The following is a 20,021-nucleotide window of genomic DNA, read 5'->3' as shown; positions in this document are numbered from 1 at the left end:
ATGTATTAGATAAAAAAAGAGCTAATTTGTATTTAGCTCTTTTTTATTTTCTATATAAAAAATAATTATTTACTAAATCTATATATGCTCGTTTAGCTTCATTTTCTGTGATATCTTGAGCTTGAAATAAAGCATTGGTTTTAAATGCATTTATTATTGGCACTTTACTACGGGGTCTCCCATAGTCATTAGTTGCCTTTTTATAGTATGCATAAAGGCGTAATAAGAAATCTGCAGGAAATGGCTCCTGATGAGCATTAACAAGCTCTACAGCATCTTTAAATTCCTTATCTAACTCATCTGAAATCATTATTATTAAGCTTCGGCAATTATACTTTCTCCACCTCGTACTTTTTCGTTGAGTTGTACCTTTATTTTGGTGTCTAAAGGTAAAAATAAATCTACTCTTGAACCAAATTTTATAAACCCAGAATCTGCACCTTGAATCACAGTATTGTTTTCTATTGCATAATTAACAATACGTTTGGCTAATGCACCTGCTATTTGCCTATAAAGAACAGATCCATAAGTTTCATTTTTTATAACCACTGTTGTACGTTCGTTTTCTTCACTAGCTTTAGGGTGCCATGCTACTAAGTATTTTCCCGGATGATATTTGCTAAAAATAATATTACCACTAATTGGATAACGTGTAACATGTACATTTAAGGGAGACATAAATACACTAACTTGTATGCGTTTTTCTTTAAAATATTCTTTTTCAAATACTTCTTCTATAACAACTACTTTCCCGTCAACAGGCGATAAAATTTGATTTTCTTTTATAATGGTATTACGTTTCGGGTTTCTGAAAAATTGTAATATCAATACAAATAAAATAAGAATAACAAGTTCTAACAGTTTTTGTAACCAGCCTATAGTTATAAACTTATCAATAATTAAAAATGAAATTACTGTTATCGTAAAGGATATGAATATAATCTTAAAACCTTCTTTATGAAACATATTTAATAACTCTTAGAAATAAATAAATAAAAGGAGCTGCAAAAATAATACTATCTAATCTATCTAACAATCCACCATGACCAGGCATAATAACACCACTATCTTTTACTCCAGCTTGACGTTTATATTTAGACTCTATTAAATCGCCTAGAGTTCCAAAAACACTAATAATTATACTTAAAGTTAGCCAACTTGTAAAATCTAATGTATATGTATATTCTGCAATGAAATAACTTCCTATACATGAAAATAATAAACCTCCTAAGAACCCTTCTACTGTTTTTTTAGGGGATATGGCAGAAAAGAGCTTTTGTTTACCAAAATTTTTACCTACCAAATATGCAAACGTATCATTGATCCAAACTAAAATAAAAGACCCTAAAAGTATATTGGGGTTAAACTCATCATAATATCCCGCAATAAGAATGATAAAAATAAAAGCACTAGAAAGGTAAAATGTTGTATTTATATAACGTTTGGTCGAGAATAAAGGTAGTGTCTTTTCAGAAAATAGATCTTTAATTAAGAATAAGAGCACAAAAATACTTAATACATGTAGTATCTGAATAACTTCCATAAATCCATCGTTAGAATCTATAAATAACTGCCAATATGCGACAAATAAATATAGAATGGAAAAAATAACATAAGAGAGAAAGCTTTTTAAACCGATAAGCTTATTAAATTCAACTAAAGAAATTAACCCGAAAACAAAAAATAATATTATTAAAGTATATTGAGATTGTAATGAAATTAAAAACAGAGCTGCATACAACAGACCTGAGAATGCCCTAACAATTAATTCTTTCATTTATAAGTCTTCTAACAGGAGCAAATATAGGTTTTTTGAACTACTTCCATAGCTTAAAAAATCTTTATCCTCATAAGTTTTAAAGTGCTTAATTGTAGTAATATTACTTGGTATTTTTTTTTTGCTTTTTTCCTTAATCCCTTTCAATCCTTCACTAATAGTATCAACAAGCTGGCTGGTCGTTGCAAAAATTATAAAGTTGTCAGGTAAGTCTTTAAGTTTCTTTTCTGCTATTTGTCGAGACGAAATTAGCAAGGAACCGTCATTAGCTATTAAATGTTCACAGGTAGAAAAGAAAAATGTACTTTCATTAGTATTTCTACTAATCGATAAATTAAAATCATTAAACTTATCTGCCAATTGATTGTCAATTAAAAAAACCTTTTTGTCATTCCAATCATTTTCAGCAAGTATGCTATTTAAATTGTGACGTACTTCGTTTAAATTTTCAGAATATAAGAATTTACCTCCATTAGCTTTAAAGTTAATGGTGAAACGTTCGTCTAAAGGTATTTTAATATCAGGCATATATTTGCTACGCTCATCAGAATGAGTGTTATGCTCCTTATTGCCCTCAGATTTAATCCCAAAAAATTTACGAAATAAACTCATTTAAATGGGGTTGCTATTAATCAATCTGGACTTCTTTTACCAAATATATAAAAACTTCAACTAAATAATGAGTTTAATTGAAGTTTTTACATTGACCTTTACTCTTCTTCTTCAGAGGGTTCCTTATTTTTATCATAAGGCCTCTTACCAAAAATCTTCTCTAGATTGTCTTTGAAAATAACTTCTTTATCAAGTAAAACTTCAGCAAGTTCTGTAAGTTTATCTTTATTACTTTCTAGTAAATTTATTGCGCGTTGATATTGTTCTTCTATAATATCAGATATTTCCTTATCAATAAGAACAGCCGTTTCTTCACTGTATGGTTTAGTAAATCCATATTCACTTTGCCCAGACGAATCGTAATACGTTAAATTTCCTATTTTATTACTTAAGCCATAGATTGTAACCATTGCTCTAGCTTGTTTGGTTACTTTTTCTAGGTCACTTAAAGCTCCTGTAGAAATTTTATCGAAAATAACTTTTTCTGCGGCTCTACCACCCAAAGCAGCACACATTTCGTCTAACATTTGTTCTGGACGTACAATTAGGCGCTCTTCTGGTAAATACCAAGCAGCTCCAAGAGATTGTCCACGAGGTACAATAGTCACTTTTACTAGCGGTGCAGCGTGTTCAAGCATCCAGCTAACTGTAGCATGCCCAGCTTCATGAAAAGCTACAGCTCTTTTCTCTTCAGGAGTAATAATTTTATTTTTCTTTTCTAACCCACCAACAATTCTATCTACAGCATCAAGAAAGTCTTGTTTATCTACTGCTTTTTTACCTTGTCGAGCTGCTATTAAAGCTGCTTCATTACAAACATTAGCAATATCAGCTCCAGAAAAACCTGGTGTTTGTTTAGATAAGAAATCAATATCTAAACCATCAGCTTTTTTAAGAGGTCTTAAGTGAACTTCAAAAATTTCTTTACGTTCTCTAACATCTGGTAGATCAACAAAAATTTGTCTGTCAAAACGACCAGCACGCATCAAGGCTTTATCTAAAATATCTGCTCTATTTGTAGCAGCTATAACAATAACATTGGTATTTGTGCCAAAACCATCCATTTCTGTTAACAGCTGATTTAACGTATTTTCACGTTCATCATTACTTCCAGACATTGCATTTTTACCTCTTGCACGACCAATAGCATCGATCTCATCAATAAAAATTATAGAGGGTGATTTCTCTTTAGCTTGTTTAAACAAATCCCGTACACGAGATGCTCCAACTCCAACAAACATTTCAACAAAATCTGAACCTGACAATGAGAAAAAAGGCACTTTAGCCTCGCCAGCAACAGCTTTGGCTAATAATGTTTTACCTGTACCTGGAGAACCAACTAATAAAGCTCCTTTTGGTATTTTACCTCCAAGGGATGTATATTTTTCAGGGTTTTTTAAGAAATCTACAATTTCTTGTACCTCTTCTTTAGCTCCTTCTAATCCTGCTACGTCTTTAAATGTTGTTTTTACTTCAGTATTTTGATCAAAAAGTTTAGCCTTAGATTTTCCGATATTAAAAATTTGACCTCCAGCACCGCCTCCGCCACCAGATGACATACGACGCATAATAAAAATCCAAACTCCTATGATGAGCACGAAAGGAAGTATAGATAATAGGAAATTACCCCAAAGATTTTCTTCAGTATCATATTTTACTTCTATAGTATTACCACTTTCTTTCATTGCTTCATTAATATCATCTTCAAAGTTTTGAAGATCACCAAATTCAAAACTATAATTTGGAGAAGGTGTTGCAGACGGAATAATACTGTTTGGCTTTGAACCTCTATGAATTTCTTTATCTTGAGCCTCTTTTGTTAAATAAACCTTTGCTTGTTTTCGGTTAACAATTTCGACTTTAGAAATATCTCCATTTTTAAGATACTCAATAAATTGAGATGGAGATGACGGAATTCCTTTTGAAGATCCCATACCGCCAATAAGATTTATTGCTAAAAATATAGCAATGATGATTCCGTAAATCCAATAAGGATTAAGCTTTGGTTTTTTAGAGTTTACTTTTTTATCTTTTGACATTAATTAAGTTTTAGTAACTGGTTTTTATTTCTGTTGTAACGGCATCTCCCCATAAACTTTCAATATCGTAATATTCTCGAATATGTTTCTGAAATACATGTACAACAACATTTACATAATCCATTAACACCCATTCAGCATTATCAGCACCTTCAATATGCCAAGGCTTATCTTTGGCTTCTTTACTTACTTTTTTTTGAATGGAATTAACTATGGCATTAACTTGTGTGTTGGAAGTCCCTTCACAAACAATAAAATAATCGCAGACTGTGTTTTCTATTTCTCTTAAATCTAGTATATTAATATGCTGCCCCTTTACATCTTCAATACCATTTAATATAATTGTTATTAAATGATTAGCAGTACTATTCTCTTTCGTCATTAAATTGTTTTAATTTGTACAAAGTTATTATTTTTTTAGTTCTTAATACCTTTAAAATCCCTAAGAAAATTATAATTTACTTACTTTAATATTTTATGCATATAATCAAACTTAATGCCATCGATTCTACAAATACTTATTTAAAGACATTAAGTATGACTAAAGCTTTAAAAGATTGTACTGTTGTAGTTGCTAAACATCAAACAGATGGTAAAGGGCAAATGGGCGCAGAATGGGTGTCTGAAATATCTAAAAACCTTATGTGCAGTGTGTTTAAAGATACTTCTAATGTTTCTGTAGAGCAGCAATTTTATATTAGTATAGTCACTTCTTTAGCTTTAATTAAAGCTTTAGAGAAGTTACAAATACCCAAATTACATATAAAGTGGCCTAACGACATTTTGTCAGAGAATAAAAAGATCTCAGGTATTTTAATTGAAAATGTCATAAAAGTGAATATGCTTGAAGCTTCAATTATTGGTATTGGCTTAAATGTTAATCAAGTTGAATTTAAAGATTTACCTAATGCATCATCATTAAAAAATATTACAGGAAAGGTTTACGATTTAGATGAATTATTACAGTATATAATAGAATATTTAAATCACTACTTTTTATATTTAGAAAAAGGAGAATTAAAATTTTTGAAAACTGAATATGAAAACTATTTGTTTAGAAAAGATAAACCTTCAACTTTTAAATGTAATAAAGGAACCGTTTTTAGTGGATTTATAAAAGGAATAAACGAAACTGGGTCTCTGAAAATCTTATTAGAAGATAATATACTAAAGGAGTATGTTCTAAAAGAAATACAGTTACTGTATTAAATAGTCTTTAAATTAGTAATTAATGTTTCAATAAATTTACTGATAGGCCCTTTAATCATCATCGACATCATTGGGTTAAAATCACCATTAAATACTAATTGAACATTACTTTTATTAGCTTCAATTTCTGAAATATTTCCAATCAATGAAAAATCTAATTTTCCACCAGCAGCACCTAATATTATTTTATTAGGAGGAGTAACTTCTTTCTTTTTGAGTACAATTTCTGGCATTCCCTTTAAAGCAAATAAAAATTTGTCATCTTCTAAAAGTTCAAATTTGCTAATGCTTTCAGGCATTAATTGTTCGAAATTTTTAACGTTAGATAAAAAATCAAAAACTTCTTGCGGGGATTTATCTATAATTACTTTAGATGATTCTAAATTCATATATAATATTTAATTAAATTCTAGTATAAAGAAAAATATCAATTAGCGTTCCATTCGCTAGGATTAGAGTTCCATTGTGACAAAGTTTCTAATTCTGTAGTATTTATATAATTGGTATCTAAAGCTTGCTCTAATAAATTATCATAATTACTTAGAGTAGATAAAGCTATGTTTTCTTTTTCGAAATTTTGTTTTGCAATATCAAATCCATACGAAAAAATAGCGATCATACCTTTTACATTTGCGCCAGCAGTTTTTAACGCTTTAATAGCATTTAAACTACTTTTACCAGTACTTATTAAATCTTCAATAACTACTACATTTTGACCACTTTCTAAAAAACCTTCGATTTGATTTTGTCGACCATGCTTTTTGGCTTCTGGTCTAACATAAATAAAAGGAAGCCCTAATTGTTCTGCTACGAGCATTCCGATGCCTATCGCTCCAGTAGCAACACCAGCAATAACGTCAGGTTTACCATAAAGATTTTCAACTTGTTCAGACATTTTCTCCCTAATAAAATTACGAATAGGGGGGAATGATAGTATAATTCTGTTATCGCAATAAATAGGGGAATTCCAACCAGAGGCCCATTTAAATGGATCTTTTGGGTTTAATTTAATTGCATTAATTTGAAGTAAAACTTCGGCAGTTTTTTTTGCAGTATATTTATCGAAAAGCATAGCGCAAAACTACATAAAATTAATATTTTTACAATATAAAATCTTTTTAAAAAGCTAATGTATCAAGTTTTTGTAAACGACAAACCTATAGTCTTAACAACCATAGATGAAGAAAAAGAAGGCTATTGGAATTTCCCTTTAAAAGAAGTTAATATTGAAGGTATCTTAAATATATTATTAAGTAAGAAAAAAATTAAAGGGATAAAGCTTATACATCATAAAGAAAAAAAACTTTTAAAGAAATTTTTAAAACTATTACCCAATGTTGTTGCTGGTGGAGGAAAAGTATATAATGATGATGGAAAAATATTATTTATCTACAGAAATGATAAATGGGATTTGCCTAAAGGAAAAGTTGAGGGTAAAGAAAGTATTGAAACTACTGCAATTCGAGAGGTAGAAGAAGAAACTGGTGTTATAAATTTAGAAATAGTAAAACCATTACCTACTACATATCATATTTTTAAGCGTAACGGAAATTATAAAATAAAGATTACCTATTGGTTTGAGATGAAAACAAATTATATAGGCAAGCTTTTTCCTCAAGAAAACGAAGGTATTACAAAGGTAAAATGGCTGAGCGAAAAGAAAATAGAAAAAGCGATGAAAAACTCATATGCCAATATTAAACAGTTAATTTAATATTTTATTCCCTTGAATTTATCTCTTAACAGAACACTATTTAGTATTTTTTTGATTTAGGTTTAATATAGTATTCTTTAAACTAAAAATATTCAGGGTTATTAAATCTTGAATATTTACTCAAATCTCTAATAACCCTGAAGGGTAATTGCTCATTAATATTTTAATTTTTTACTTTCTTAAATAAGAAGGAATTAAAACAAGGTCATGAGATTTATTTAATTAGAAGTTTCAGCTTCAGGTTTATGCATACTTACTACAAGAAGTACTGCACCTCCATTAATCCAATAATAATAAGCATCCAATCCTTCAAAAGAAAAAATGAATGGAACTAAGATAAAAACTACTGCTACTAGAAAATCGACAATTAAATGTAATCGATAAGAAACAACACGAACTACTCCTAGTTGGTGATCGGTTAAAAAAGTTAAAATGAATGCTGCAATCCCAACAACTACAGAAATTTGTAGTGCTAAAGAATTAGAACTACCTAATCCTAACAAAAAAGGAAGTGCTATCAAAGCTATTGCAACAGGGTAATCTAAAAATGCATGAATTTTTTTAGTGATGAATCGCATAATTTTACGTTTTAAATGATTATTAAAATTTTAGTATAATGATTATACATTTTACGATGCAAAAATATATTTAGAAGAAAAATTGTTTGATATAAAAAACACGCTATTTCTTGTACTTTTTTATAAGTATAGTTTTATTACCTAATGATGAGGCGTTTAATTTTTTATTTGCTTCATTAATATCGGCTTAGAGATTACAATCTAAATAGAGATTTTTTGCCTTCTCCAATAAAAAATTCTTCACCTATATTCTAAAGTTTCTATTTTTTGAGATTTACCTCACTTATTTTATATCTTTCTCTTTTCTTATAGTTTTATGGAATACAAGTTTGATTTATTTACACTGTTAGGTTTAGGGATTTCATCTATTGCATTTTTTTTAAGTTTATTTTTCATTTTTCAAAAGAAGTTTAAAAACGATGGGTACTATTTTTTATATGTTTCTATCATTATTTTAGGATTTGAGTTGTTTTATAAAGTTTCAATACACAGTCGTTTAATATATGATTTTAGCGTACTGTATATTCCAAGAAGATTTTATAACTTATTAATATATCCTGTTTTTCTTTATTTTATTTGGTCAATAACTAAGGTAGGTTTTAAAATGAAAATAATCCACAAATCACTATTACTATTTTTTGTGATTTATGGCGTATATGTATTTGTTACCGGACAGTTTATCTCTTTAAATGAGAAATTGGAAATGCTAAACTCATTCTATAAAGATATGAGACCTGGGCCTTTTAATTATTGGTTAAACTCTAAAACTTTAGTTAAATCAATCATTATTCCATTACCGTTTTTAAGTATAATGGTTTATGATTTTTTTAGATTCAAAAAAAGAAATGTAAATATTCAAAGCAAAAGATTAGTGCATATACTTTCTGTTATAATTGTATTTTACTTTTTATATAATCTGTTTTCGAATGTAATGTATAAGTGGATTTATAATGTTACTAAGTATTCTATGATTGAATGGCCCATTGATATTGCTTTTTTGTCTATTATAATCACTTTATTATCTATAATTACACTTTTAGTAAATACAGGAAGTACTTTTTTTCCACCTTTAAAATATTCTGGAAGTGCACTAGATAAAAGTCATTATGAAAGTATTATCAGTAAGGCTAAAAAATACATTGAACATAATGAATTATACAAAAAAGATAAAGGAACGCTTAATGAACTTTCAAAAGGTTTAAATATCAATTCAAAATACCTATCCCAAGCAATTAATCATCATCTTAAATTAAGCTTTGTTGATTTCTTAAATAATTATCGTGTGGAAGAAGCAAAAAAACAGTTGTTAAATAAGGAAAATGCTTCCTTAACCCTTGAAGCGATTGGTTTAATGGCAGGTTTTAAATCTAAATCGGCTTTCTTTCGAGCTTTTAAGAAAGCAACAAATATTACTCCAAATCAATTCGTGAAATCAAAAAATAGTTCCAATTCATGAATTGAATCTTTATTGCTTTTAATTTAAAGTACTTTCTGTTTTTTCGTTTCGATATTTACCCTACATTAAAATTTAATCGAAATGAAAAAAAACTGCCTAGCATTAATTATTTGCTTGCTTACTTCAAATTTAATTAAGACATCCAATATCAGAGATAATAAATTAAGAGTTGATTATTATTCTACTGTTGAATTTGTTGAAACACCTTTGTCATATATAAAGGGAAGTATTCCTTTGGAAAAGGAAATAGCTTTAAACAGAAATCATTATAGATTTAGCTATAATTCAAAGAATGAACTAGTTTCAATAGCTTTCTATAATGGTTCAACACCTAAAAGCCCTAACCATACAGCTAATTTATTTACACTAGCACATCGCATGGAGTTCTCTTATGATGATGAGACCGAAAAAGTGATCTTTTTTAATACAAGAGGTGAGCGAATAACTGTTTTAGGCAATTGTAGTGAATTTGTTTATACAAAAAACCAATTAGGATTTCGGGAATCTCTTCATTTTCTTGATAGTTTTGAAAATAGAGTTGAAAATAGCTGGAATATTTTTGAATATACTTGGGAATATTTAAATGATGGAGGAGTCATTGAAAACCGTTTTAATGAAGAGAAAAAACAAGTTTCAATTCGACCAGGTTTTGAATTCTATAGATTAAAATTATATTTCAATAATGCTGGACATATTTCTTTAATGCAAAATATAGATAAAGAAGGTAACCTTGTAGAAAATAATTCTGGCGCATCACAAGATAATATTACAACAAACTCTAATGGTAATTTTTTACAATGGCAAGTTTTAAATAATCAATATCAATTAGAAAAAGGTAATGGTCCAGATGTAGCTATAGGTCTTCAAGAGTTTAACGAATTTGGTTATGAAATAGGACTAGAGCATCTAGATGAAAATAATAAACCTATTTACAGTGCGTATGGCATTTGTAGAAGTAAAACCAAATTTGATAAATATGGTAACATCTATGAAAGAACTTTTTACAATGAAGCAAATGAGCCTTCGGTTCATAAAGAAGCTGGTTATCATAAATTAATTATTGAATGGGATGAACCTGGTAATGATAGAAATTTACTTACCTATTATGATATTGATAATAACCCTGTTATTCATAAAACACGAGGATATCATGCTGTAAAATATGAATACAATGGAAACAATCTTATAAAAATTAGTTATTTAGATACGAGTTATGCATTGGTAAATAGAAGAGATAATGGAATTTCATATTTCAGTTATCAATATGATAATGAAGGAAAGCAAACTGATATTTTACGGTTTGATAAAGATGGAAAGAAACTTTAATAATACTTTAAAAATCAATGAAACGATTTATTATATTATTGGTGATACTATTTTTAAATAATAGTGACGTAAAAAGCCAAAACCAGAAAGGTATAATACTCAAACTAGATAGTGTTTTAAATGTATATTACAATAATAAACAATTTAATGGTACAATATTAGTTGCTAAAAAAGGAAGTATTATTTATCAGAAAGCGTTTGGCTATGCCAATTTTGAAAAGAAGCTTAAAAATAATATAGATACCAAATTTTTAATAGGCTCAGCAACAAAATCATTTACTGCTATTGCTGTAATGAAAGCCAAAGAAAAAGGGCTTTTAAACCTGCATGCGCCAATCAAAACATACATTCCAGAGTTAAATAAAGAATTAGGTAATTTAACTTTACATCTTTTAATGAAAAACTCTTCCGGATTGCCCGTACATCTTAATAGAGTTACAGAGTTGCAGTATAGAGATATAAGTAGTATTGAGTTGATAAAATTGTATAATCGTACCAAACTTTCTTTTAAACCCGGAAGTAAATATGATTATTCAAATCTTAATTATCAATTATGTGCTATTGTATTAGAAAGGGTTTCAGGAAAATCTTATAAAGAGTATATAGAATCTCACATTTTTAAACCTTTAAAAATGTATAACTCTGGTATCGAAAGAGTAAACGAAATAGCAAAAGATAAAGCACTTGGGTATAATTTAGTCGAAGATCAATTTAAAAAAGCAGATGATAATTATATGAGTTACGCTATGGGTGGAGGTGATATTTATAGTACAGCTTTAGATCTTTTAAAATGGGATATAGCATTGTACACAAATAATTTAGTTAATAGTATAAGCAAACAATTATTATTTGATGGTAAACCAAATAAGTTTGGTACTTATGGTTATGGATTTAAAGTAAAAGAATATGCTAGAAATCTAGATGAAAACAAGCCCGGAAAACTAGTAAGACATGGAGGCTCTATGTATGGCTATATTTGTAATATTCACAGATATCTTGATGATGAAGTGACTATAATAGTCCTTGGTAATATAAGGCCATATCCAACAATGGAAATTACAGTTAAAATAGAAAAAATATTAAGAATGTTTGATTATATGTAAAAAATGAAATTTCTCTAAATGTTTACGAATGATTATACATTGTTGCGTTTAGTTAATTCCTAAATATATTTTTGCTTTTTTATTATTGAAATTACTTTTTTTAAATGGATGAGCTTTAGTATTAAAAATAAATTCATTAAAATCAAAAATATTTTTATCTACTGCTGCTAAGTAAAAATATTTTAATGTTTCTGCATAATAGTAAGTAGCTAGATAATCCTTCTCTTTCATAGTACGTATATCAGAAATCTAATGAAATGCAGTTTCATTCATACAGCATTTTTTTAAGTCAGCCCAATATTTTTGAATCATTTTTAATAGTTTCTAAACCTTGCGATTTTAAAGATTCATATCCAGATTTGTTTTGAACAACTACACTTTCTCTAGAAAAAAGATAATAGAAAGTGACTAAAGAATCATTTTGTACAGATTCTCAGTCAATGATTTCATTGAAATAATTAATACCTCTAAACGCAATCTTGAAATATTGTTCATCGTTTGCAATATCTAAACTATCACGCTCTAGCCCATTATAAATTTCTTCTAAGATTTTATTTTCAGCTATTCCATCTTTTCTATCGTCGTTCCATCTGTCCAATAGAAAAGCTAAAGTAACGGCAAGAAAAATAGAAAGAAATTCGAATAGGTATTTTTTCCAATTTTTGAATTGAAATCGTTTTTTTAGTTTCAAGATTAGAGTTTTTAAATTACTTATAATACAGCGCTACATGCAGCTCTGTATTGTGAATGAAAAGATACTAAATTTGAGTAATAATGATTTGAGAATTTAACTAAATGTAAAAGATTGTGTCTTAAATTGTTGGCTGTCAAGGAGATTGTACGACCTGCTAAACGCAATTCTGAATTGCGAACGAAAAGATAATAAATTTGAACAACAATAATTTGAGAACATAGACAAATGTTGAGTTTAGTGTCTCAAATTATTGGTTATCAAAGAGATTGTGAAACAATCGTATTTTGTCAAATTAATTAGATTGAAAGTTCAAGAGACAGAATCAAATTGCTTTTAGCAACTGTTATGGCACGTTAAGCACTTGAGTGCGTCAGTTGGAGCTGTAGTTCATATAAGAGCTTTAAGCAATTTGGTTTAGCAGGTCGTTAGAGCATATTTCACTTGTGGGGAGATAGTGCGAAGCACGTAACAACACAAGTCAGCTTCAGCTGAATGTGCTCTAATGGCCTTGTATATGAGTAGTAGCGACCTTGTATATGGTCCTTTTTTGGAAAGTAATTTACAAAATAAAATAGAATAGCGACCTGAGTTAGAACTCAAATCGCTATTACTTATACACGTTGTTGGCATCTGGCTATTTTGATACTTTCTTCATGAATGTTCTTATTTTATTGATGATTTCATTTCCATCTTCTTCTAAAGCAAAATGTCCCGTGTTATAAATATTATAATCTATATTTTTTACATCTTGTTTAAAGGCTTCTGCTCCACTTTCAGGAAAGAATGCATCATTCTTACCCCAAACAATCAATAGGGGTGGCTGATTATTTCTTAAATACTGCTGCCACTTTGGATATAATTTTAAGTTGTTTTGATAATCATAAAATAAATCAAAGTTTACAGAATGGGCGTTGGGTCTAGATAATCTTAAATAATCTAAATGCCATGAGTCAGGATTTACATTTTCAGGGTTTCTAGTGCCATGTGTATATTGCCATTTTAAACCTTCTAAAGAGAAAACTGGCAACAGAGTATTTTCTGTTTGCTCATTTCTGTTAGCCCAAAAAGTTCTAATATCTTTCCAAGCTTCTCCAAGTCCTTCTTCATAAGCATTACCGTTTTGATTAATTATTGCAGTTACTCTTTCTGGATGTGCCGTTGCTATCCTAAAACCAATTGGTGCACCATAATCCTGAATCATTAAGGTATAGGTATTGATTTCTTTTAACTCTAAAAACGAATTTATAGTTTTAGAAATATTGTCAAAAGTGTATTCATAATCTCTTTCAGAAGGAAAATCACTATTTCCAAAACCAGGATAATCTGGCGCTATCAGATGAAACTCATCAGAAAGTTGACTTAATACTTTTCTATATTGATGAGAAGAAGATGGAAACCCATGCAAAAGAACTAGTGTTGGATTTTTACTATTACCAGCTTCTCTATAAGCTATTTTTACACCATCAATACTTAATGATTTGTAGTATACTAGATTTGTTTGTTTTTGGCTTGAACTTGTATTCTCGCCACTTAATGTGTTCGGTTTTTCTTGACAGGATACTATTAGCATCAAGGCAAGTAGATAAATAAATTTGATTTTTTTCATTGTAATAAATATTTAAAATTTTCTTTTAGATTCTTTTATTTCTAAGTCGTTAATGTTAGCATATCGTTTTAGCATTAATCTATTTTGATCAAATTCCCAATTTTCATTACCATAGGTGATAGTGGGTATTTTTTCATGATTATAAATTGTAATTACCGAACATTCGGTAAAATTATTAAGTAAATTTTATTGATTAGTATATTTCTGTTCAATATTTTTTAATGTGTTTTCGAAAATTGAAATATCTCCTAATCCTTTAGTCACTATTAAACTACCTTGAATTTCAATTAACACTTGTAAAGCTTTTTGTTCAGCTTCTTTGTGATTTAACTGAAACGCCGTTCCAATTTCCTTAAAAGCGTAAAGCCATTCATTCATTCCGTTTTTTATTTGCTCCTCAAATAGTTCAATACCTGTTTGCATAGATAGAGCCCTAAAAATGCAAGTTTCTTTTCCGTGATTATATAAAGTTCGAATTTCTGATAGTCCATTTTTTAACCTTATTTGAGGTTCAATATTATTATCCAAAAGAGACTGAAACACATTATTGCTAACCCATTCGCCTAAATGATTTAAAACGGCATCAGCCATTTCTTGTTTTCCATTTGGAAATCTGTGATACAAACTAGCTTTTTTTAAACCTGTTGCTTCTGATAATTCTTTTAAGCTTGCTCCTTCATATCCTTTAGAACGAAAAACTTTAGTCAACCCTATTAAGATTTCAATGTCTAATACTTTCTGTGGTCTCATAGTGCAAATATAGTTAAAAAGAATTAATTACCAAACGATCGGTAAAATAATTATTTAAAATTATCACTAACGGTTTAGTGTATGACTAGTAGCAGGATTTCGAAATTCGCACGTCTGCTAACGGCCTTAATTTTATTTATTAGTTTCGTTCATAAATATAATTATTGCGAGTGGGATAGAGGAATGAAACCTTAATTATTTACTCTAAAAACCCACATTACCTATATACCGTGTTGTGCGTTCGCTCTTTTTTAATTTGGTGAATGAAGTCCGATTTTGTTTCCTTCCGAGTCGTGGAAAATTGCAAAAAATCCACTCTCGTCAGCGTGAGGTGTTTTAGGAACAATAATTTTTCCGCCATTTCCTTCTATTTTATCAAGAATCGTTTGCAAGTTATCTCCACCATTTAGATAAATAGTAATTCCTTTGGCAGAAGGTTCGTAACCTTCTCCTTTCATAATTACTCCTGTTACCATTTGGTCTTGGTAGGGAAATAAGCCCATTTCTATTCCTGAGAATTCCATTTTTTCAATTTCGACACCTAAAATTTCTTTGTAAAAGTTAATCGCTCTTGAAATGTCTGTTGCTGGAATCTCAAATATTGATATAAAACTGTTCATATTCTTATCGTTTTTGATAGTTGTTTCTGTGGTAGGATTTGAATTAGTGACAGAAGTTCCTTTGTTTTTGCAGGATACAATACCTAAGGTCAAAGCCAAAATTGTGATAAATATTTTTCCTTTCATTTTATTTTTTGCGGTTTTTCTCGAATGATGCACAATACAGCACTTCACGCAGTTCTGTATTGCGAATGAAAAGATACTAAATTTGAGTAACAATGATTTGAGAATTTGACTAAATGTTAAAAGGTGTGCCTCAAATTATTGGTTATCAAAGAGGTTGTATAGTAATCGTACTTTGTCAAATTCATTATTTTGAGAATTCAGGAAACAGAATCAAATTACTTTCTGCAGAAGTTGTGTACAGTTCTAAGCGTAAGCCGCAAAAGGCGATAGTCAGAATGAGGAATGAAACTTAATTTGGTTTAGCACTCAACACCGCAATTACACACCAAACTGAAAATTCGCGAGGATTTTCAGAAGTAGGCGATAACAAGCAATTACTTATGGCCATTATTAGTATACATTTTATATTTATTCAATAAATTTTTCCACCTTTTAGCATTTTCCTTTGAAGGTACTATTCTATTATTTGGGTATAATTGCTTTATTTCGCTAGAATCATTCAAAATAGCCCACTCAACTATAGGCTTTAAATGCTGATCAGTTGTTGTGTTTTCTTCTGGAATCCAATACATCAAAATTTCATTTATTTTATTGTTTTGATTTAGCCAATATGTTCTAAGTGTTTTTGTCGGGGCTTTTCCAATCAATTCATAAAAATCATTGTTTTCATAAAAATAGCCCTTGATACTATTTTCTCTTTGGTCATACCATATAGTATCATAGTAAGAAGATGAATGCATCTCTTCATCCCATTCTTTCCATTTTCCTGTTGATTTTTTCCCTTTAATACGTAAACTTGGCTTCCCTTTTTTGTTATCAAACCATACCTTAATTGTATCAGATGTATAGCTCCACTTATCTTCGTCCCCTTTTTTTAATGCAGAATTATATTGTTCAAACAATTTCAATTTAGTGCGTTCTTCATTTTTTTTATTGCAAGAAAATAAAACGGATAAGGTAATTAGAGCTATTAATACGTATTTAAAATTATTCATAAGTCTGTCTTAATGTATATTACGGTCTGGCGTATGAGTAGTAGTGGATTTCTACACTCTAAATTTTCAGTTTTGCACTGATCTTTGTTTTATATTTATACTATCGTTTTATTACTTATACACACATTGTTGTGGGTAATTTTTATTGCAAAACACCTTTTTCTATTAAAATATCGGCTATAGAATTCGCTTTCCTAGAAGCTTCACCTGAACCAAGATTAGATAAAACGATTATTGAAACGTTTTCATCTGGAAATCTTAAAATCTGAGAACTTATACCATAATCTCCACCTTCCCAAGCCACTATTTTTCTATCTCTGTAATTTCCGATATACAACCCAAAAGCTTGATTATTTCTTTCGTGTTTGAATTTCATTGTTTTATGCATCAAGTCATAAAATTTTTGCCCTCCAAACTTCTTTGTTTCCATATTTGAGGTCCACTTAAGTAGGTCATCTATTGTAGAAACTATACCACTACCTCCATAATGAGGTGAGTTTCTCGAATGTTGTATGTACATCCCTTCATTTTTTAGTTTGAAACCTTGTTCAGCATATGCGTCCAAATAGAGTTTATTTCTAGGATTATAAGGGGTTACCCTATTTTTTATAATACTTGTAATGTCATCATTTATTAAGGTATTGTTCATATTAAGTGGTTGAAATAATCTTGTTTTAATAAAGTCACTAAATGATTGCCCACTTACCTTTTCTACAATTTTAGTTAAAAGCATAAAATTGACATTACTATAGTTCCATTGTTCTCCCGGTTTAAAGAGTAAGCTATCCTCTGAGATAGAAGTATTGATGCATTCTTCAATATCAAAATAGTTAAATGTTACCCAAGATTTCCCGCTTTTTCTTTTCACTTTATTGTAATCTTGAAGTCCACTTGTATTATAGATAAGGTGCTTAATTCGAAGAGTGTCAGAATATTTTTTAAGCTCTGGAATATAATCAGCAGCAATAGTTTCTAATGTTATTTTATCTTCTATAATCAGTAAAGCTATACAAGCAGCAGTAAATTGTTTTGAAACTGAAGCAATACTAATAGCTGAATTTGTTTCTATAGGGATATTGTAATCTAAATTTGCCGCTCCATATCCATTCTTATATATAGTATTTCCATTTTTCGATATTCCTATTGCGTAACCTGGGGAATTCAAATTATCGAATTCTGAGAATATTGAATCCATTTGAATCTCGAACGAATCAGGCACATTTTGCCTAGGGTTTTTCCGATTACAGCTCATCAAAACGAATAAGCAAAGTGTAATTATTGTCAGTTTATTCATTGGTATGTTTAAATTACCCACAATACAGCGCTAAACGTAGTTCTGTATTGCGAACGAAAAGATAATAAATTTGAGTAACAATGATTTGAGAATATGACTAAATATAAAGATAAGGGTCTCAAATTATTGGTTATCAAAGAGATTGTATGGCAATCGTGCTTTATCAAATTTATTAGCTTGAGAGTTCAAGAAACAGAATCAAATTACTTTTTGCAGAAGTTGTGTACAGTTCTAAGCGTGAGCCGCTAAAGGAGGTAGTTAGAAAGGAGTAATAGATTTAATTTGGTTTAGCGCTGTCTTGTGAACAATTTACCTTGGGGTGTATAGCTTGCGAAGCAGCACATACCAAAGTTCGCCTTTAGCGAATTATTCACAATGGCCACACGGCTATGGCGAGTAGCGTTGCCAGTTTACTGGCATTAGCTAGATTAGCCATTAGACGCTAATTCGGTTTAGCACAGACGTTAGCAATTCCGAATGGATTCGGACGTAGTCGAATCCGCCGTAATTGCGGTTATACAATGTTGTGGTGACGTTTTTATTTTCCATTCCAATTTTTCTATTTCAGATTGATATTTTTCTCTGTCCGTTGAGTGGATTCCGAAAATTGAAATTCCACTGTCAAAGATTTTAACATCAAAATCACGTTTTATTTTATATCGGTCGCCCAAGTCCCTTGATAAGTATACAAATCCTAAAAATAAAATTCCAAATCCAATCCAGAATATTTTAGAAATCAATTTAGGAATATTGATTTTCCAAAATCGGTGTATAGTCCAAGTTATTATTAACCAAAAGGCAAAATAAATTAGCAAATTAATTGCCATTTCAGTCAGAAAATATTGTGTTGACAAAGATGTGTGAAACCCATCACATTTATAAATTAGTGGAAATCCGTAAAAGAATTCATCAGTTCCATCAATTACAATTCCGTAACTCCACTTTGTAATAATTCCGAATGAAATTAAAGTCAGAGGTAAAGTCAGTCGAAATATTAGTTTTTTCATTTATTCAATTCAGAAGTTTGAGTGGTAAATGCACCACAACGACCTGCTAAACGCAGTTCTGTATTGCGAAGGAAAAGATAATAAATTTGAACAACAATAATTTGAGAACATAGACAAATGTTGAGTTTAGTGTCTCAAATTATTGGTTATCAAAGAGATTGTGAAACAATCGTATTTTGTCAAATTAATTAGATTGAAAGTTCAAGAGACAGAATCAAATTGCTTTTAGCAACTGTTATGGCACGTTAAGCACTTGAGTGCGTCAGTTGGAGCTGTAGTTCATATAAGAGCTTTAAGCAATTTGGTTTAGCAGGTCGTTAGAGCATATTTCACTTGTGGGGAGATAGTGCGAAGCACGTAACAACACAAGTCAGCTTCAGCTGAATGTGCTCTAACGGTTGGGCTATGGTTTCGTTGTGGAATTGTCCGTTAGAACCATTCCGCGAGAACCAAGCGATGATTGAAAGGTAAGGATTTTCTGTGGAAAATTCCACCACAATGAATTATAGCCATTGTTGTAAAACGTTTTTATTCTTCTTTATTCTTCAAAAAGCCCGCGAGCTGTCAAAACTCCATTCTTCTTTTCCGTAAAAAGTTTTTCGATAGTTTCTCCTTTCAGCCCTCTATAAATTCCATTTTTTGTTTTTTTCAATGGATCAAACTGATATTTTTGATGATAGTAATTACCTTTCTCTTGGTTTAATGATATGTATAAAAGTACATTCTCGAAATTCTCAAACCCAGGCCTTCCATAATGATCATAAGCTATGAATTCAATAGTGTCTGTTTTTAGTTCGTTAAATACGTTTTTGACTATTCTATATTTAGCACGAAACCCGCTATCCATAATGTAGCTCTGGCGAATCAAAGTATCTCCAGATATTGGATCAATTACTTTTCGCTTGTTGTTTTCGTTTGGGTCAAATTCCGTTACTGATATTTTTTGTCCAATAAATGCGTATAAATTTACAGATTCATTCTGGATTTTAAATTCGGATTCTGTCCTAATATCTGTCGTTTTGCAGGAAATTATAAACAATAATATTAGAGGAAATAATTTTTTCATATTTCAAATGTAATGGCTTTGAAAGAATTTTGAGAGTTTAAATTAGTAA

Annotated in this window: 25 protein-coding genes; 6 read left to right on the top strand and 19 right to left on the bottom strand. The window is 29.8% G+C overall.

Features of this window, described 5'->3' with window-relative positions; all coding sequences use genetic code 11:
* Window positions 1–43 precede the first annotated feature (43 nt).
* The 6 genes from D1817_12455 to rsfS all read right to left on the bottom strand — a co-directional run bounded on the left by D1817_12455 (window position 44) and on the right by rsfS (window position 4,810).
* Entirely contained in the window at window positions 44–310 is a 267-nt protein-coding gene (locus D1817_12455; GenBank protein ID AXT20664.1) for an acyl-CoA-binding protein, read from the bottom strand.
* Window positions 311–315: 5 nt separating this feature from the next.
* Window positions 316–966 (bottom strand): phosphatidylserine decarboxylase family protein, encoded by a 651-nt coding sequence (locus D1817_12450; protein ID AXT20663.1) that lies wholly within the window; start codon window positions 964–966, stop codon window positions 316–318.
* Entirely contained in the window at window positions 956–1,777 is an 822-nt protein-coding gene (locus D1817_12445) for a phosphatidate cytidylyltransferase (protein AXT20662.1), read from the bottom strand. The genes D1817_12450 and D1817_12445 overlap by 11 nt, the downstream gene beginning before the upstream one ends.
* The gene (locus D1817_12440) at window positions 1,778–2,389 is read right to left on the bottom strand and encodes a lactate utilization protein B/C (protein AXT20661.1); all 612 of its coding nucleotides are present in this window, start codon (window positions 2,387–2,389) and stop codon (window positions 1,778–1,780) included. It abuts the gene before it with no gap.
* 98 nt (window positions 2,390–2,487) lie between these two features.
* Window positions 2,488–4,428, bottom strand: a complete 1,941-nt coding sequence (locus D1817_12435; protein AXT20660.1) for an ATP-dependent metallopeptidase FtsH/Yme1/Tma family protein — start codon at window positions 4,426–4,428, stop codon at window positions 2,488–2,490.
* A gap of 10 nt (window positions 4,429–4,438) precedes the next feature.
* Window positions 4,439–4,810: a ribosome silencing factor gene (gene rsfS, locus D1817_12430; GenBank protein AXT20659.1), complete on the bottom strand. Its 372-nt coding sequence runs from the start codon at window positions 4,808–4,810 to the stop codon at window positions 4,439–4,441.
* Window positions 4,811–4,905: 95 nt separating this feature from the next.
* On the opposite strand from rsfS, the gene D1817_12425 reads away from it, so the two are divergent.
* Window positions 4,906–5,637 carry a biotin--[acetyl-CoA-carboxylase] ligase gene (locus tag D1817_12425; GenBank protein AXT20658.1) on the top strand — a complete coding sequence of 244 codons (732 nt, stop codon included), beginning with the start codon at window positions 4,906–4,908 and terminating at the stop codon, window positions 5,635–5,637.
* On the opposite strand, the gene D1817_12420 is transcribed toward D1817_12425, so the two are convergent.
* Window positions 5,634–6,026 carry an SRPBCC family protein gene (locus D1817_12420; protein ID AXT20657.1) on the bottom strand — a complete coding sequence of 131 codons (393 nt, stop codon included), beginning with the start codon at window positions 6,024–6,026 and terminating at the stop codon, window positions 5,634–5,636. The two genes, D1817_12425 and D1817_12420, sit on opposite strands and share 4 nt — an antisense overlap.
* 38 nt (window positions 6,027–6,064) lie before the next feature.
* On the bottom strand, window positions 6,065–6,709 hold the full coding sequence (locus tag D1817_12415; GenBank protein AXT20656.1) for an orotate phosphoribosyltransferase: 645 nt from the start codon (window positions 6,707–6,709) through the stop codon (window positions 6,065–6,067).
* 57 nt (window positions 6,710–6,766) lie between these two features.
* On the opposite strand from D1817_12415, the gene D1817_12410 reads away from it, so the two are divergent.
* Window positions 6,767–7,351 (top strand): NUDIX domain-containing protein, encoded by a 585-nt coding sequence (locus tag D1817_12410; GenBank protein ID AXT20655.1) that lies wholly within the window; start codon window positions 6,767–6,769, stop codon window positions 7,349–7,351.
* Between the two features lie 218 nt (window positions 7,352–7,569).
* Here the strand turns inward: D1817_12410 and D1817_12405 are convergent, their stop codons facing one another.
* Entirely contained in the window at window positions 7,570–7,929 is a 360-nt protein-coding gene (locus D1817_12405) for a hypothetical protein (protein AXT20654.1), read from the bottom strand.
* 316 nt (window positions 7,930–8,245) lie between these two features.
* Between D1817_12405 and D1817_12400 the strand changes: the two genes are divergently transcribed.
* From D1817_12400 to D1817_12390, 3 genes are all read left to right on the top strand, one after another.
* Window positions 8,246–9,385, top strand: a complete 1,140-nt coding sequence (locus D1817_12400) for an AraC family transcriptional regulator (GenBank protein ID AXT20653.1) — start codon at window positions 8,246–8,248, stop codon at window positions 9,383–9,385.
* Between the two features lie 81 nt (window positions 9,386–9,466).
* Window positions 9,467–10,711, top strand: coding sequence for a hypothetical protein (locus D1817_12395; protein ID AXT20652.1), 1,245 nt, complete (start codon window positions 9,467–9,469; stop codon window positions 10,709–10,711).
* Between the two features lie 17 nt (window positions 10,712–10,728).
* On the top strand, window positions 10,729–11,814 hold the full coding sequence (locus D1817_12390) for a class A beta-lactamase-related serine hydrolase (protein ID AXT20651.1): 1,086 nt from the start codon (window positions 10,729–10,731) through the stop codon (window positions 11,812–11,814).
* A 48-nt stretch (window positions 11,815–11,862) separates the two neighbouring features.
* Here the strand turns inward: D1817_12390 and D1817_12385 are convergent, their stop codons facing one another.
* The 6 genes from D1817_12385 to D1817_12360 form a co-directional block, all read right to left on the bottom strand.
* Entirely contained in the window at window positions 11,863–12,045 is a 183-nt protein-coding gene (locus tag D1817_12385; GenBank protein ID AXT20650.1) for a hypothetical protein, read from the bottom strand.
* A gap of 202 nt (window positions 12,046–12,247) precedes the next feature.
* Entirely contained in the window at window positions 12,248–12,505 is a 258-nt protein-coding gene (locus D1817_12380) for a hypothetical protein (GenBank protein ID AXT20649.1), read from the bottom strand.
* 637 nt (window positions 12,506–13,142) lie between these two features.
* Complete coding sequence (locus D1817_12375; GenBank protein ID AXT20648.1) at window positions 13,143–14,114, bottom strand: alpha/beta hydrolase; 972 nt, start codon at window positions 14,112–14,114, stop codon at window positions 13,143–13,145.
* Between the two features lie 12 nt (window positions 14,115–14,126).
* The gene (locus tag D1817_12370; protein AXT21278.1) at window positions 14,127–14,267 is read right to left on the bottom strand and encodes a DUF1348 family protein; all 141 of its coding nucleotides are present in this window, start codon (window positions 14,265–14,267) and stop codon (window positions 14,127–14,129) included.
* Window positions 14,268–14,300: 33 nt separating this feature from the next.
* Window positions 14,301–14,864: a TetR/AcrR family transcriptional regulator gene (locus D1817_12365; protein AXT20647.1), complete on the bottom strand. Its 564-nt coding sequence runs from the start codon at window positions 14,862–14,864 to the stop codon at window positions 14,301–14,303.
* A 251-nt stretch (window positions 14,865–15,115) separates the two neighbouring features.
* Window positions 15,116–15,610 carry a VOC family protein gene (locus D1817_12360; protein AXT20646.1) on the bottom strand — a complete coding sequence of 165 codons (495 nt, stop codon included), beginning with the start codon at window positions 15,608–15,610 and terminating at the stop codon, window positions 15,116–15,118.
* Between the two features lie 113 nt (window positions 15,611–15,723).
* Between D1817_12360 and D1817_12355 the strand changes: the two genes are divergently transcribed.
* Window positions 15,724–15,903, top strand: a complete 180-nt coding sequence (locus D1817_12355; GenBank protein AXT20645.1) for a hypothetical protein — start codon at window positions 15,724–15,726, stop codon at window positions 15,901–15,903.
* An 81-nt stretch (window positions 15,904–15,984) separates the two neighbouring features.
* On the opposite strand, the gene D1817_12350 is transcribed toward D1817_12355, so the two are convergent.
* The 4 genes from D1817_12350 to D1817_12335 all read right to left on the bottom strand — a co-directional run bounded on the left by D1817_12350 (window position 15,985) and on the right by D1817_12335 (window position 19,972).
* The gene (locus D1817_12350; GenBank protein ID AXT20644.1) at window positions 15,985–16,512 is read right to left on the bottom strand and encodes a hypothetical protein; all 528 of its coding nucleotides are present in this window, start codon (window positions 16,510–16,512) and stop codon (window positions 15,985–15,987) included.
* A gap of 235 nt (window positions 16,513–16,747) precedes the next feature.
* Window positions 16,748–17,899, bottom strand: coding sequence for a class A beta-lactamase-related serine hydrolase (locus D1817_12345; protein AXT20643.1), 1,152 nt, complete (start codon window positions 17,897–17,899; stop codon window positions 16,748–16,750).
* A gap of 464 nt (window positions 17,900–18,363) precedes the next feature.
* Entirely contained in the window at window positions 18,364–18,906 is a 543-nt protein-coding gene (locus D1817_12340; GenBank protein ID AXT20642.1) for a hypothetical protein, read from the bottom strand.
* Window positions 18,907–19,444: 538 nt separating this feature from the next.
* Entirely contained in the window at window positions 19,445–19,972 is a 528-nt protein-coding gene (locus D1817_12335) for a hypothetical protein (protein AXT20641.1), read from the bottom strand.
* Window positions 19,973–20,021: the final 49 nt, after the last annotated feature.

It is taken from the genome of Flavobacteriaceae bacterium, assembly GCA_003443635.1.
Taxonomy (GTDB): domain Bacteria; phylum Bacteroidota; class Bacteroidia; order Flavobacteriales; family Flavobacteriaceae; genus AU392.
The sequence above is the reverse complement of the archived record's forward strand: the minus strand, read 5'-3'. Positions and strand labels throughout refer to the sequence as shown.

Bases quoted from the DNA above. Each gene is read 5' to 3' on its own strand.
- D1817_12440 (AXT20661.1), bottom strand. From the start codon at position 2,389: ATGAGTTTATTTCGTAAATTTTTTGGGATTAAATCTGAGGGCAATAAG.
- D1817_12435 (AXT20660.1), bottom strand. From the start codon at position 4,428: ATGTCAAAAGATAAAAAAGTAAACTCTAAAAAACCAAAGCTTAATCCT.
- D1817_12455 (AXT20664.1), bottom strand. From the start codon at position 310: ATGATTTCAGATGAGTTAGATAAGGAATTTAAAGATGCTGTAGAGCTT.
- D1817_12405 (AXT20654.1), bottom strand. From the start codon at position 7,929: ATGCGATTCATCACTAAAAAAATTCATGCATTTTTAGATTACCCTGTT.
- D1817_12340 (AXT20642.1), bottom strand. From the start codon at position 18,906: ATGAAAAAACTAATATTTCGACTGACTTTACCTCTGACTTTAATTTCA.
- D1817_12400 (AXT20653.1), top strand. From the start codon at position 8,246: ATGGAATACAAGTTTGATTTATTTACACTGTTAGGTTTAGGGATTTCA.
- D1817_12395 (AXT20652.1), top strand. From the start codon at position 9,467: ATGAAAAAAAACTGCCTAGCATTAATTATTTGCTTGCTTACTTCAAAT.
- D1817_12375 (AXT20648.1), bottom strand. From the start codon at position 14,114: ATGAAAAAAATCAAATTTATTTATCTACTTGCCTTGATGCTAATAGTA.
- D1817_12385 (AXT20650.1), bottom strand. From the start codon at position 12,045: ATGAAAGAGAAGGATTATCTAGCTACTTACTATTATGCAGAAACATTA.
- rsfS (AXT20659.1), bottom strand. From the start codon at position 4,810: ATGACGAAAGAGAATAGTACTGCTAATCATTTAATAACAATTATATTA.
- D1817_12425 (AXT20658.1), top strand. From the start codon at position 4,906: ATGCATATAATCAAACTTAATGCCATCGATTCTACAAATACTTATTTA.
- D1817_12335 (AXT20641.1), bottom strand. From the start codon at position 19,972: ATGAAAAAATTATTTCCTCTAATATTATTGTTTATAATTTCCTGCAAA.
- D1817_12390 (AXT20651.1), top strand. From the start codon at position 10,729: ATGAAACGATTTATTATATTATTGGTGATACTATTTTTAAATAATAGT.
- D1817_12410 (AXT20655.1), top strand. From the start codon at position 6,767: ATGTATCAAGTTTTTGTAAACGACAAACCTATAGTCTTAACAACCATA.
- D1817_12355 (AXT20645.1), top strand. From the start codon at position 15,724: ATGTTAAAAGGTGTGCCTCAAATTATTGGTTATCAAAGAGGTTGTATA.
- D1817_12450 (AXT20663.1), bottom strand. From the start codon at position 966: ATGTTTCATAAAGAAGGTTTTAAGATTATATTCATATCCTTTACGATA.
- D1817_12365 (AXT20647.1), bottom strand. From the start codon at position 14,864: ATGAGACCACAGAAAGTATTAGACATTGAAATCTTAATAGGGTTGACT.
- D1817_12345 (AXT20643.1), bottom strand. From the start codon at position 17,899: ATGAATAAACTGACAATAATTACACTTTGCTTATTCGTTTTGATGAGC.
- D1817_12420 (AXT20657.1), bottom strand. From the start codon at position 6,026: ATGAATTTAGAATCATCTAAAGTAATTATAGATAAATCCCCGCAAGAA.
- D1817_12445 (AXT20662.1), bottom strand. From the start codon at position 1,777: ATGAAAGAATTAATTGTTAGGGCATTCTCAGGTCTGTTGTATGCAGCT.
- D1817_12360 (AXT20646.1), bottom strand. From the start codon at position 15,610: ATGAAAGGAAAAATATTTATCACAATTTTGGCTTTGACCTTAGGTATT.
- D1817_12415 (AXT20656.1), bottom strand. From the start codon at position 6,709: ATGCTTTTCGATAAATATACTGCAAAAAAAACTGCCGAAGTTTTACTT.